Origin of the sequence: Flavobacterium sp. CG_9.10 (assembly GCF_015752245.1) — a bacterium.
GTDB lineage: Bacteria > Bacteroidota > Bacteroidia > Flavobacteriales > Flavobacteriaceae > Flavobacterium.
Genome location: NZ_JADOVD010000006.1, coordinates 161,446 through 175,606 on the forward strand (window position 1 = coordinate 161,446; position 14,161 = coordinate 175,606).

At 33.4% G+C, this 14,161-nt stretch carries 11 protein-coding genes; 8 read left to right on the plus strand and 3 right to left on the minus strand.

Translation table 11 applies throughout. The annotated features are described in order from the left end of the window. Positions 1 to 216 precede the first annotated feature (216 nt). The 3 genes from IWX84_RS07050 to ahcY form a co-directional block, all read right to left on the minus strand. Positions 217 to 732 (minus strand): hypothetical protein, encoded by a 516-nt coding sequence (locus IWX84_RS07050; RefSeq protein ID WP_196850028.1) that lies wholly within the window; start codon positions 730 to 732, stop codon positions 217 to 219. Positions 733 to 1,242: 510 nt separating this feature from the next. Continuing rightward, positions 1,243 to 3,567, minus strand: a complete 2,325-nt coding sequence (locus IWX84_RS07055) for a patatin-like phospholipase family protein (protein WP_196850029.1) — start codon at positions 3,565 to 3,567, stop codon at positions 1,243 to 1,245. A gap of 234 nt (positions 3,568 to 3,801) precedes the next feature. Next, positions 3,802 to 5,118, minus strand: coding sequence for an adenosylhomocysteinase (gene ahcY / locus IWX84_RS07060; RefSeq protein ID WP_196850030.1), 1,317 nt, complete (start codon positions 5,116 to 5,118; stop codon positions 3,802 to 3,804). A gap of 252 nt (positions 5,119 to 5,370) precedes the next feature. Between ahcY and IWX84_RS07065 the strand changes: the two genes are divergently transcribed. The 8 genes from IWX84_RS07065 to IWX84_RS07100 all read left to right on the plus strand — a co-directional run bounded on the left by IWX84_RS07065 (position 5,371) and on the right by IWX84_RS07100 (position 13,826). Next, on the plus strand, positions 5,371 to 6,039 hold the full coding sequence (locus IWX84_RS07065; RefSeq protein WP_196850031.1) for a 4'-phosphopantetheinyl transferase family protein: 669 nt from the start codon (positions 5,371 to 5,373) through the stop codon (positions 6,037 to 6,039). Between the two features lie 37 nt (positions 6,040 to 6,076). Further along, on the plus strand, positions 6,077 to 6,799 hold the full coding sequence (locus IWX84_RS07070) for a geranylgeranylglyceryl/heptaprenylglyceryl phosphate synthase (RefSeq protein ID WP_196850032.1): 723 nt from the start codon (positions 6,077 to 6,079) through the stop codon (positions 6,797 to 6,799). 41 nt (positions 6,800 to 6,840) lie between these two features. After that, entirely contained in the window at positions 6,841 to 7,464 is a 624-nt protein-coding gene (gene pnuC, locus IWX84_RS07075) for a nicotinamide riboside transporter PnuC (RefSeq protein ID WP_196850033.1), read from the plus strand. After that, a complete protein-coding gene (locus IWX84_RS07080; RefSeq protein ID WP_196850034.1) occupies positions 7,425 to 9,539 on the plus strand; it encodes a DUF4301 family protein in 2,115 nt (704 codons plus the stop codon). The genes pnuC and IWX84_RS07080 overlap by 40 nt, the downstream gene beginning before the upstream one ends. Positions 9,540 to 9,577: 38 nt before the next feature. After that, positions 9,578 to 9,979 carry an alternative ribosome rescue aminoacyl-tRNA hydrolase ArfB gene (gene arfB / locus IWX84_RS07085; RefSeq protein ID WP_196850035.1) on the plus strand — a complete coding sequence of 134 codons (402 nt, stop codon included), beginning with the start codon at positions 9,578 to 9,580 and terminating at the stop codon, positions 9,977 to 9,979. A gap of 276 nt (positions 9,980 to 10,255) precedes the next feature. Beyond that, positions 10,256 to 12,409, plus strand: a complete 2,154-nt coding sequence (locus IWX84_RS07090) for a TonB-dependent receptor (RefSeq protein WP_196850036.1) — start codon at positions 10,256 to 10,258, stop codon at positions 12,407 to 12,409. Positions 12,410 to 12,593: 184 nt separating this feature from the next. Next, positions 12,594 to 13,028 carry a hypothetical protein gene (locus IWX84_RS07095; protein WP_196850037.1) on the plus strand — a complete coding sequence of 145 codons (435 nt, stop codon included), beginning with the start codon at positions 12,594 to 12,596 and terminating at the stop codon, positions 13,026 to 13,028. Positions 13,029 to 13,070: 42 nt separating this feature from the next. Then, entirely contained in the window at positions 13,071 to 13,826 is a 756-nt protein-coding gene (locus tag IWX84_RS07100) for a GLPGLI family protein (RefSeq protein WP_196850038.1), read from the plus strand. The last annotated feature ends 335 nt before the right edge of the window (positions 13,827 to 14,161 follow it).

Below are 14,161 nucleotides of genomic sequence, written 5' to 3' on the forward strand. Positions count from 1 at the left end.
AGAAGCGTAATTTAAGGTTGATTTACGCTATGGTTTTATATAAAATAAATGCATTTAATAAAATACAAAAACGAACTGACTAATAGGACATTAGCGCTTGTTGAATAGTTCAAAATTATATAAGTAATTCTTATTAAAAAAACCTAGTAAGAAACTGAACTGATTTCAGTTTCTTGCTAGGTTTTCGTCATTTTGTAAATCAGAAGTGGAAGTGATTTAATTTTTCGCTTCTTTTTTGTCTTGTTTTTCTTTAATTGCCTTTTCTTTTTCCTCTTTCTTTACTCTTTTCTCTTCTTCGTGCTTTTTAGTGAGTTCTTCTTTTTCCAGTTTAGAATTCTCTACTTCTTTTTTGAAATCTTGTGCTTTTTTCGAACTGGATTCTAATTGAGAATTTATTTTACTTAATTTTAATTCGTACTTAGATAAATCGTTTTTTGAGTTTTTAATGCTTTTTTGTAATTCAGTACCATCGTTCTCTTTGGATTTTGTTACAAGATTTACTAATTCCTCTTGCTTCATCTTTAAATCAGCCTCTTTTTTTATTGACTTTTTTTCTAGCTTTTCTAACTTTCGTTCTTCTTTTGCCAATTTTTTTTCTGCGATTTCAATTTTACTCATTGAACGGGACATCATACTGCGCATTTGCTGTTGCTGCATATCCATTTGTCGTTGCATTGCCCATTGTGCATTCTGGTTACTCATTTGGCGTTGCATATTTGCTGATTGTTGCATTTGCATATTAAAGTTTTGTGCATTTGTAAAAAATGGCAATAGCATTACTATTATTAAAATCAAGCGTGTTCTCATAATTTATTTGATAAGTGTTAATTAATTTTAATGTTTTGAGTTTGAAAGAAATTGTGCTTATAGCTTGATTTCAAAAGTACACTAATAGTTGAAGAAACGTATAAAAAATCTGATTAATTTTATAGGTTTTCGTCATCTGCTTATTATTATTAACGCGTGAGGGATAGCAGTGGAAATCCTTTTATGGAGCGATAGCAGAATAAAAGATTGTAACGAATAGCCCGACCCAAAGTTGCAAGGAGGAACGACGAAGCAATCTTTTGGGTCACGCCCAAAAACAAAAAAACCCTCGCATTGCTGCAAAGGTTAGGATTCTTCCTATCGTCAGAATAACAAAGCAGGACTAGTATCTGTAACATTCTAGTTTGAATGAACCTTTAACTGGAACTTTAATATAATCAAACTTGATAAAATTCGGCTAATAACTTACTTGCTCTAATTAGATGGATTAAATGAAAATCCGACGCTAAAAAACAATCGCACTTTGTCGATATTGTTTATCCATGAAGTATCAAAATGAATAGGCCCTAAAATCGACTGATAGGAGATTGCTGCTCCGCCTGACATCAATACACTGGTTACTTTATTGTCGTCCCAATTTGCCTTTGTATTAGAAACATCCGCAATGTATTCGTTAAAGTTGCCAAAGCCAACAGATGCAATATTGAAATGTGGAGTCAGGTAAAATTTACCCAGGGGATTTAATTGTACGCCAAGCTTAATAGCCATAAATTGAGTAACACTCAGCTCGTCCTCATGCAGACCTGGAAATACAAAACGATTACTGCCCGAACTTGGAACAAAGCCTCCAAGGAAATATTTTGCAGCATAGCCATAATTAGAAAAAGAACCTTCGTTACCTTTTGACTTGTCTTGAAAAATAAAATTAGCATCAAATCCTATTATGCCAGTAATCTTCTTTTTTAATTGTACTCTTTTTTCAAATGCGAATCCTACTTTAGTGAAGCTATTTGTTGACCCCGAAAAATCAGTGGAATCCGTTTCTGTAAAAGCTATGTTAATATCGTTGCGCAGTGATCGATTTATATTTGCTTTTAAAATTGTTCCATTTGTTGCAAAAAAAACTTTATCCATCCCATTGCGCAAATAATGTGCATTTACTTCTAAATTACCAAAATTATAGTTTTTAAGAGACAGTACATTATCATTTATATCGGGATCATTTTTAGGTTTCACCACAGTGTAACTATAGTTTAATCCAAATCCAAGATAACTGTTCAGTGAATTCAAATTTCGGTTTACTTCATTATTGAATTCGACAGCTTTGTATAGCATATTATCTGCCGCTTTTCCATCAACGAAGATTTCCTGTTGTAGGAATGCACCATAGAGCTCCGTTCCCCACCACCAGTCTTTCTTTTTTCCAAAATTTTTCTGAAAATCTATTCTTATTTTTGGTTGTTCTGCGATGTCTGCAGTAGCAATAAGGCGGGAAGATTCGGCCAGAACGTTTCTGGCATTATAATTAAGAATTAGTCCAACTCCCCTATAAGTGTCGTAATGAAGGGATGCATTAACTTGGTTTTTAGAAAATTCTAAACCGTTTATCAGCAATCCTAATTTGTCTTCGTCGTGAACGAAATAACTGTAGGTAATTTGGTTAAACAGATTTGTGCCCATGGCGCCATTAATGCCTGCTGTTAAATCTTTAGTGGTATATTTTGTTTGCGTTTTGATATTTGTTCGGGCAATAACAAGAGGAAGATTTTCCTTGCTGATATTTTTATAAACAATAGTGTCAATGACAAATTCACCGGAAACCTTTGGCAATTCATGGGTTCGTTGTTTGAATCCTTTTACTTTTTCTGCCAATGCCCCTAATGCATCTAGATTAAGATTGGTTGCAATTTTACCATCTTTGTAGATTTCGTTACTTTTTGTAAAATCAGATGTAGAAAATCTCAAGTTAGGCAAGTGATCTACTAAGATGTCACATAGTTTACGATTTTCCGGATCTTTAATGTTACTGGGAAACATACTCGTTTGCATTAGTACAGACACGAAGTTATCTAATTTATCTATAGGTTCCATTCCCCCACCCACGTCACTGCCAATTATAATGTCGGCGCCCATTTTTTTTGCAATATCAGTTGGAAAATTATTCATTACGCCTCCATCAACCAACAGCGTTTTTTCGTAAGGCATGGTTTTAAAAACCGCGGGTAATGACATACTCGATCGCATGGCAAAAGCTAAATTTCCTTTGCTAAGAATTACTTCCTTACCATATACAACATCTGTAGCCATTGCTCTAAATGGAATGGCTAGCTTATCAAAGTCTTTTACATTATAAACAGGAAAAGTCAGTTCTGTAAGAAATTCTCGCAAATATTGATCATTTAATAAAGAACTTACGCTTGTCGGCTTACCGTCCTTAATTCCTATTCCAACCAAATATCTTTCAAACTCACTTTTTTCTTCCACACTGACACTTTTCAAAGACATATTTCGTCCAAGGAGTTTGTCCCAATCGATGTTTTTGGCTATTTTTTGAATACTGTCACCGGAATATCCCATTGCATACATTCCTCCAATAACACTTCCCATACTGTTTCCTACGATAAGGTCAGGAACAATGTGCAAGGAGTCTAAAGCTTGTAAAAGCGGGATATGCGCTATTCCTTTGGCACCACCACCACTTAATACCAAAACCACTTTAGGTTTTCTTTCCTGGGCGGAAACAATTTGAGTAATCGAAAGTGAAATTAATAAGACGAATAGATAAGCTATTTTTTCCAAAAGTAGTAGAATTTATTATTTAGAAACAGGAGCAGTATTTTGCTTCTTCAAAAATGTTAATTGATATGCAAACATAATATATATTTTTACAGTTCATGTGTTTGATCAAGGCACATTTCTTAAGAATTATCAATATATCATTGTCTTTCAGATTTAAAAACAAAAAAACCCTCGCTCCCGAAACTTCGGGATGGCAAGGGTTTTGTCTTAATACTTAGTACTTAAATCTTAATACTAATATCTGTAATATTCTGGTTTGAATGGACCATCAACAGGAACTCCAATATAATCCGCTTGATCAACACGTAAAGTCTCTAATTCTACACCTAATTTAGCCAAGTGTAACATCGCTACTTTCTCATCTAAGTGTTTTGGTAACATATACACTTCATTGTTGTATGCCGCGCTGTTTTTCCACAATTCGATTTGAGCAAGAGTTTGGTTTGTAAATGAGTTACTCATTACAAAACTTGGGTGACCTGTAGCACAACCTAAGTTTACCAAACGACCTTCAGCAAGGATAAGGATATCTTTTCCAGCGATTGTATATTTGTCAACTTGTGGTTTGATTTCCACTTTAGATGCACCGTGGTTCGTGTTCAACCAAGCCATATCAATTTCGTTATCAAAATGTCCGATGTTACAAACGATAGTTTTGTCTTTCATTTTTTCGAAATGAGAACCCAAAACGATATCTTTATTTCCAGTAGTAGTAATGATAATATCAGCAGTGGCAATAACAGTATCTAATTTTTTAACTTCAAAACCGTCCATTGCAGCTTGAAGCGCACAAATTGGGTCAATTTCAGTAACCGTAACAATAGAACCAGCACCTCTAAAAGAAGCAGCAGTTCCTTTACCTACGTCACCGTATCCACAAACGATTACTCTTTTTGCAGCAAGCATAATATCAGTTGCTCGACGAACCGCATCAACAGCCGATTCTTTACAACCGTATTTATTGTCAAATTTCGATTTAGTAACCGAGTCATTTACATTAATTGCAGGCATTGGCAATGTTCCCGCTTTTACTCTTTCGTATAATCTGTGAACTCCAGTTGTAGTTTCTTCAGACAATCCTTTGATACCAGCAACTAATTCAGGAAAACGGTCAATAACCATATTCGTCAAATCTCCACCATCATCAAGAATCATGTTCAATGGTTTTCTGTCTTCACCAAAGAATAATGTTTGCTCAATACACCAGTCAAAATCTTCTTCATTCAAACCTTTCCAAGCATAAACTTGAATTCCTGCAGCAGCAATCGCAGCAGCAGCCTGATCTTGAGTAGAGAAAATATTACAAGAACTCCAAGTCACCTCAGCACCAAGAGCGATTAACGTTTCAATCAAAACCGCAGTCTGGATTGTCATGTGTAAACATCCTGCAATACGAGAACCCGCAAGTGGTTGTTCGTTTTTGTATTCAGCACGAAGCGCCATTAAACCTGGCATTTCAGCTTCTGCTAATTCAATTTCTTTTCTTCCCCAAGCCGCTAGAGAAATGTCTTTTACTTTGAAAGCCACAAAAGGCATAGTTGTAGTACTCATTTATAGTATATTTGTAATTATAAATTTTTTGCAAATTTACGGAATAACTTATGATTTTAAAAACATTCACTCACATTTATGAGTTGTTTAGTAGTGTAATCTTTTAAAAATCAATAAAATAAATTTTTTAAGCCAAATTAATTTCAGTTTTAGGAGCTCTTTCCCGCTTTCCACTGCAATCTTTTTTTCCTCGCAAGGGCGAGTCAAAAAAGGATTTCCATTGCAATCGGGGCTAAAAATCAGGATACTACCATGCCATTATTCAAAACTATAAACTTCTCCCGAAGCGCCGAGACCACAACCCAAATCCTGGTTTGGAAAATCACCGAATCCTTCGAACAATTAAACAACGAGGTCCAATTAACTGAGAAAAATGCGCTTCGCCTTAGCGGAATGAAATCAGAGTTGCACCAACGCGCATTCTTGAGCGTTCGCAAATTATTTCAGGAGGCGAACTACACTGATTTTGATTTGTTTTATGATGAATTTGGAAAACCGCATTTACATGACGGAAAACACATATCAATCACCCATTCTCATGATTTTTCAGCGATTATTATTAGCGAGGAAACGGTAGGAATCGACATCGAATTGCGACGCGAAAAAATCATCCGCATCGCAGATAAATTCTGCGATTCTGAATTTCAATTTCTATCCCGTCCCGAGACTTCGGGATTCGGGACTGAAAATCAGCAAGAATACATCCGCAAACTAACCGTGATTTGGGGCGCCAAAGAAGCCATCTTCAAAATCCGAAACGAAAAAGGAATCAGTTTCAAAGATCACATCAAAGTTCAATCTTTCGATTTAGAAAATAAAAAAGTCAACACCGAACTCCATTTTGACAGCCTGATTAAAGATTTCAATATTCACTTTGAAGAAATCGAAAATTTTACTTTAGTTTACGCTTTGGAAAATTAAAAACAAACCGCAAATTTGCGAATTAGCGGTAAAACTTATGAAGAACCTGTACAGCCAAATAATACAAGCCAAACTAGAAAACCAAAAATTATTGGCTATTCTTCTTGATCCTGATAAAATCATTTTAGAAAATGTTGATCATTTAGTTTCAAAAATCAATCAATCGCCGGCCACCCATATTTTCATTGGCGGAAGCCATGTCGAAAACAATATTCTAGACGCATTAATTTTAAAAATAAAACAAAACTGCCATTTACCAATCGCACTTTTCCCGGGAAATCCTTCACAAATTTCTGATAAAGCCGATGCCATTTTGTTTCTGTCTTTAATATCAGGAAGAAATCCCGATTATTTGATAGAGCATCAGGTAAAAGCAGCACCACTTTTGACACAAACCAATCTCGAAATTATTTCAACCGGCTATATGCTTATAGAAAGCGGGAGCGAAACCGCGGTAGAAAGAATCAGCAAAACCAAACCTTTGGACAGAAATAATCTGGAATTAGTTTTGGCAACCGCACAAGCAGGTGAAATGTTAGGAAATAAACTCCTTTATCTCGAAGCAGGAAGCGGCGCAAAACAATCTGTTCCTCTGAATATGATTCAATTAATTTCAAAAAATATCAAAATTCCTGTTATAGTTGGAGGCGGAATTATAGATTTGCAGGGAATTCAAAATGCCTACGATTCAGGAGCTGATGTAGTAGTGATAGGAACCGCATTTGAAAAAGATTTGAATTTTTTCAATCTTCCTTTGTAACCATTACCTTATTCGAACGACTAATTTTTTAAAATTCAAAGATGATAGAATTTTTTCTAAATGCTTATAAAAATGCTTCAACAACACAAATTGTATTAGAGTTCATTGCTTTTATATTTGGAATTTTGAGTGTCTGGTATGCCCGAAAAGAAAATATTTTGGTGTACCCAACAGGGTTAATCGCAACAATCATCACAGTCTACCTGCTTTTTCTTGCGGGTTACATTGGCGATATGATGATTAATGGATATTTTACTATTATGAGTATTTATGGATGGTATAAATGGACCAGGAAAGTTAAAGGAAATGATAACTTGCCTATCACAAGAACGAATAACAATGAAAAAATAATAGGCGTCGTATTGTTCTTTGTGACAATTTTTGTAGTTTTCGGGGTATATAAATTATTTAATTACACCATTCATAACGACAATTATATTGATATTATAGCCTCGGGAATATTTTTCACAGGAATGTGGTATATGGCCAACAAAAAAATCGAGAATTGGACTCTTTGGATTATTGGCGATCTAATTGTTACACCTTTATACGCCTATCGTGGACTTGGAATTTTGGCATTGCAATATTTAATATTTACAATTTTAGCTATTTTAGCTTATTTAGAATGGAGAAAAATCTTAAACAACAAAAAGCTGCCATCGTAAAAATTGCGCTATTCGGACCAGAAAGCACTGGGAAAACGACATTAGCAAAACAACTTGCCGAACACTATAATACGGTTTGGGTAGCGGAGTATGCTCGTGAATATCTTCAAGAAAAATGGGACAAAGAACAAAAAATTTGTGAAAGCAATGATATGCTGCCTATTGCGTACGGTCAAACCAATTTAGAAAATGAAGCGGTTTCGATTGCCAATAAATATCTGTTTTGCGATACAAATTTAATGGTTACCAAAGTTTTTTCGGAAGTCTATTACAACTATTGTGATCCTTTGTTAGACCAAGCTGCTCGAGAACATGAATACGATTTGTTCTTTCTTACCGATATAGATGTCCCTTGGGAAAAAGATGATTTGAGAGATAAAGCAGAAGGTAGAGAATCCGTTTTTGCCGTTTTTAAACAGTCATTAATCGATAATAAAAAACCATTTATCACGCTTTCTGGAGACAAAAATTCACGATTAAAAAAAGCCATTGCAATTATTGACGATTTGACGATTGCTAAAGCAATGGGTCTTTCTTCTGTTGATTTTGTCCAAAATTATACACTTGGAATTCCCATTTCAACTGTTCAAAAACAATTGAAATTTCTTCAAAACGGAATCTCTAAAATTAATCTAGTCGCTCCTGCAACATTATATAACGGGATTTTAAAATTATCAGAAACGGAATTTAAGCAAAAAGCAGCCTTTTTTGATACTCATAAATCTAATTTAAAATTATTGAAATTCGTTCCATCTTCTGGTGCTGCCAGTAGAATGTTTAAATTTTTAAATACTTTTTTGAATGAGTTTGATTTTGAAAATGAAAGTATAAACGCCTACATTAATAGAAAAAAAGACACAGAACTATCTATTTTTATAATAGGCATGAAAAAGTTTCCTTTTTTTAAAGCGGTACATAAAAAATTAAAAGAAGAATTCATTGAGTTTGATTCACTTGAACGAGATTATAAAAACTACTATTTTATAAAATTGCTCATGGCTTCTGATTATTTTGATTTTGCCAATAAGCCAAAAGGAATTTTACCCTTTCATAAATACATTACCACCATTGCAACGCCTATTGAGGAACACTTGTATGAATGTGGATATTATTGCAGTTCCAACGGAAATTCTCTGTTGCATTTTACGGTATCTGAAAATCATCAAGATCAATTTCAAAGCATTATCAATTTGACTAAAAACAAAGTCGAAAAAGAATCGGGAACTGCAATTGAAGTGAGTTATTCGTATCAGAATAAAAGCACCGATACCCTTGCTGTTGATCTTTCAAATAATCCTTTCCGAAATGAAATGGGAGAATTGTTATTCAGACCCGGAGGACATGGCGCCCTAATTGAAAATCTGAATGATTTGAATGCAGATATTATTTTTATAAAAAATATTGATAATGTAATTCAAAATAACAACGAAAAAATCGCTTTGTATAAGAAAGCTTTAGCAGGCACATTGCTTGAATTGCAACAACAAATTTTCAGTTATTTGAATCTTATCGAACTTAATAGAGTTGAAGAAAAACATATTGAAGAAATCATTCCTTTCCTGAAAGAAAAATTAAATGTGGGAATCGCAGATGAATTCGACACTTTTACTTTAGAAAACAAAATCAGCATAATTAAGGACTCCCTAAACAGACCAATTCGTGTATGCGGAATGGTAAAAAATGAAGGAGAACCTGGCGGAGGCCCTTTTTGGGTAAAGAGTGAAAACGGTGCGGTTTCCTTGCAAATTGTGGAATCCTCTCAAGTGGATTTGAATAATGAAAGTGAAGTAAGCATTTTGGCTAATGCCACTCATTTCAATCCCGTTGACTTAGTTTGCGGAATTAAAAATTATAAAAATAAAAAATTTGATTTAAACCAGTTTGTTGATCACAACAGCGGTTTCATTGTAGAAAAAAACACCAATGGAAAACAAATCAAAGCATATGAATTACCCGGTTTGTGGAACGGAGCAATGGCACATTGGCTCACCGTATTTGTACAAGTACCTTTAATTACCTTTAATCCGGTAAAAACAGTAAATGATTTATTAAAACCAGCACATCAACATCAATAGTTTTAGTGAAACATTCCCGAAGTTTCGGAACAGCATAAATGGAAACAGAAAAAATCATAACAGAATTACAATATAAAGCGGTACGAAGCAGTGGCGCTGGAGGTCAGAATGTAAACAAAGTTTCTTCCAAAGTGGTTTTGTCTTTTGACTTACAAAACTCGCAAGCCTTATCTGAAAACGAAAAAGAGTTGCTGAAAATAAAATTAGCTCCCAGATTAACTACCGATTTGGTTTTAATCTTAAATTGTGACGAAGATCGAAGTCAGTTTCGAAATAAAGAAATTGTAACCAAACGGTTTTTAATAATTATCAAAAAAGCCTTGATTATTGCTAAAGAAAGAAAAGCAACCAAAATCCCCAAATCTGTAATTCGCAAACGAATAAAGGATAAAAAAAGCATTTCTGAAGTGAAGAAAAACCGCAGAAAACCCGATTTTTGAAATTAGAAAAAAAGTTCAAAAGTTATATTTGGAACTTTAAACAAAAGAATTACCTTTGCCCCGTCTCAAAGGGGTGCTTAAATCTGAATTTATTTCAGATTCTGAAACAAATTCAGAATATAGCTGAGATTATACCCAACGAACCTGAACAGGTAATGCTGTTAAGGGAAAAAATGACAAAAAAAATAGCGTGCACACTATCCATTTGTCATAGGAAACAATCATTTTAATTTAACAAAAGAATAATTCCCCCTTTTATTCGTAATCTATTTACGGATGAATACTATTTTCAATTTTTCGTGCCACAAAGGCACAAAGGCGCGAAGTTTAACTTTTTTAACGTCTATTTTCTTTCTTCTATTTTCTTTTTTATCATTTTCTCAAGTCAAAGACACTACAAAAGTGAATCAACTCGACGAAGTTCTAGTTTCTGCCGTGCGGATTACCACAAAAACACCAGTAAGTTTCAGTAATTTGGACAAAAAGGAAATTTCGTTCCGAAACTTAGGACAAGACATTCCTCTTTTAATGAATTATCTTCCTTCGGTGGTCACTACTTCCGATGCAGGAAACGGCGTGGGTTACACTGGAATTCGGGTCCGCGGAAGCGATGCCACTCGGGTGAATGTAACTATTAACGGAATCCCGTATAATGATTCTGAAAGCCAAGGAACCTATTGGGTTGACATGCCTGATTTTGCCTCTTCTATCGAGAGTTTGCAATTGCAAAGAGGAGTGGGAACTTCAACCAATGGTGCCGGTGCTTTTGGAGCCAGTTTAAATATGTTAACTGACAGTTATTCGAAAGAAAGCAAAGGAGAAATTTCTAATTCATTTGGAAGTTTCAATACTCAAAAACACACGGTTAAATTCAGCACGGGTTTAATGAATGATCATTTTGAAATTGCCGGTCGTTTGTCCGCTTTGAAATCTGACGGTTATGTTGACCGAGCTTCTTCGAATTTTAAATCCTATTTCCTTCAGGGAACTTACGTGGGTAAAACAACATTAATAAAAGCATTAGCTTTTGGCGGAAAAGAAAAAACCTATCAATCTTGGAACGGAATTGATGAAGCCACTTTAAATAGCGACAGAACATTCAATTCAGCTGGAATTTTTACGGATGAGTTTGGAAACACTAGATATTATGATAATGAAACTGACAATTATCAACAAGACAATTATCAATTGCATTGGAATGAAAAAGTTTCTCAAAATTGGAGCACCAATTTAGCTTTTCATTACACCAAAGGAAAGGGATATTATGAAAACTATAAAGAAGATGCTAAGTTTTCCAGCTATGGCTTGACTCCAATTGTAATCAATGCAACAACAATTAACAGAACCGATTTAATACGTCAAAAATGGTTGGATAATGACTTTTACGGAACTACCTTTTCTGCCAATTATAAGACCGAAAAATTAGATGTGATTATTGGAGGAGGTTATAATAAATATGAAGGAGACCATTTTGGAAAAGTAATTTGGGCAAGATATGCTTCAACAAATGAATTAGGAGATCATTATTATGATGACTATGCTGCAAAAACAGATGGAAATATTTTTGCGAAAGCAAATTATCAAATCACGGAAAAAATTGGTTTGTTTGGAGACTTACAACTTAGAAATGTACATTATAAAGCAAACAGTATCGAAACTGGATCAGTAAATGACAATTTCAATTTTTTTAATCCAAAAGCAGGTTTGAATTTTAATATCAACGCCAATAACATCTTGTATCTTTCGTATGCAAGAGCCAATCGGGAACCTAACAGAACTGATTATGAAGGCGGAAATACAAAACCTGAAAAATTAAATGACTTTGAAATGGGTTGGAGATATGCTTCAGACAAAGTAAAATTTAGTTCGAATGTGTATTATATGGCATACAAAGACCAGTTAATTTTAACTGGAAAACTGGATGATGTAGGAAGTCCAATTCGTTCCAATAGTGAAAAAAGTTATCGTTTAGGTTTAGAAGTTGATGCCGCTTTTACCGTTTCAGAGAAATTTATAGTGAGACCAAATTTCACTTTGAGCGCTAACAAAAATGTTGATTTAGCCGTAGAAGGCGAAAATTATGGAACTACCGATATTGCTTATTCGCCATCGGTTATAGTAGGGAATATTATTACTTACAAGCCATTAGAGAATCTTCAGATTTCTTGGTTACAAAAATTTGTAGGAGAACAATACATGAATAACATTGAATTACCGGCTGCAAAACTGGCTAATTATTTTGTCAACGATTTGAATATCGCATATGAAATTAAACCAAAATCTATTTTTAAATCAATTGTAATTACAGGTTTGGTAAACAATATTTTAGACAAGAAATATGTGTCAAATGGATATATGTATGACGTTTATCCGTACTATTATCCTCAAGCAGGAATTAACTTCTTGGCGGGATTGACGTTGAAGTTTTAGAAATTTTTAATTTTTATTAGAAGTCTGACTATAAAATATTTTAGTCAGGCTTTTTTTTAGGGTACTAAATCTCGTTAATTTTTTGTTAATTTCATAAGTAAATTCTTAAAATTGTTGTTTTCTTATTGGATATTTACGATGCTCAACCAAATAACAATTTAAAAATTCAAAACTATTAGTAAGAATGAAAAATTTCAAACAAATCTTCATCATCATTTTGTTATTTATTGGCTTTACAAGTCATTCCCAAATAGCTGTAAGTGGTTTTTCAAATTATGCAATGGGTATTAATACCAATAGAACTAAGGATATAAGCTTGGAGCTAAAAGTATTTGCTAATAATTATTTTGAAGAAATTCCAATTGAAGCTAATGTATTTTATAATTTTGAAACCAAAGAGTACCACCGTTTTTCGATTGGATTGGGAATTAATCTAAGTCCATTTAGGGGTTTTGATGAAATAAATTCAATTGTGATTCCTACCTCTCTTGAAGTTTTCCCTATTAAGGATTTTAAAAAAATAGCACTAGTTTTAGAACTCACACCTGAATTAAGAATTGAGGATGATGTTGTCCTCAGAGGTCTTATAGGTGTTCGATATACTTTTGACAAACAATAAATTTGTTAATGGTATAAATAATTGTGATTTAAATAATTTAAAATGAAATCAAAATCAATATTTTTTATCGTTAGTTTTTTTTGTTTGGCAGTTTTTTTGAGTTTCAATTCTATTGATGCTAACGACCCTGTTATAGCTGTATACTATAAGATGGGTAGATATGCTGATGCTCCTAATAAAGTAAATGCAAATATTTCTCCAAACATTCAATTAAAAATAGATGAGTATGAAAAAGCTAAGAACAATGTCGAACTGGCACTTTATTTCAAAAAAAGAGTTGCTGTTTTTAAATTAGTTGATAAGCTCAATATTGAAGATAACAACCCTATCGATAAATTAATTGCAATTACTGCAGGGGGGACAAGATATTGTAATAATGATTCTAAACAGAGGATTAAACAAATTGAAACTTTAGGAGAAAAATTTAATGTTATTTTACCCTTTGATGAATACCGCTGGACAATTACAACCGAAACAAAAAAAATAAATGGTTACATTTGTTATAAAGCAACCTCACACAAGGAAGAGTTTTCGAAGTTCAGAAATAGGACAATATCCATGGATCCGACAGTATGGTTTACACCAGAAATGCCATTTTCATTTGGTCCTTCTGGCTTAGACGGACTGCCAGGATTGGTATTGGAAGGGAGTATAAACGGGAAAACCTATTTTTATGCTACTAAAATAGTATTCGACTATAAAAATGCTCAAATAGATTTTGAGAAACCAAAGAATGGAAAATATATTACACCTGATGAGCTGGAAGAAATACAGGTCAAAAAAATGAATGAAAAATGATTATTTATTAAATTTTTTTTTGTTTTTTTTTAAATCGTATAATTTCTTTTAAGATTTTATTTTTTAATATAATTAAATGTATCGATTGTTGTTTTTTCTTTTTTTCACACCCCTTTCCTTCTTATAAACACCTACTATCAGGATACGTATTTCTAATTATGCAATTAATCCGTTAAAAATTAACAATGTAATTGAAAAATCATTGCAAGAGAAAGCAAACCTTAAATTTGCCATTACAAATGATGAGCTAACCGCTAAATACATCGTAAAAATAAACTCGTTAAATTTTTGTTAATTTTATCAGATATTTCTTTAAATTCATTTTTTTTTTTTTT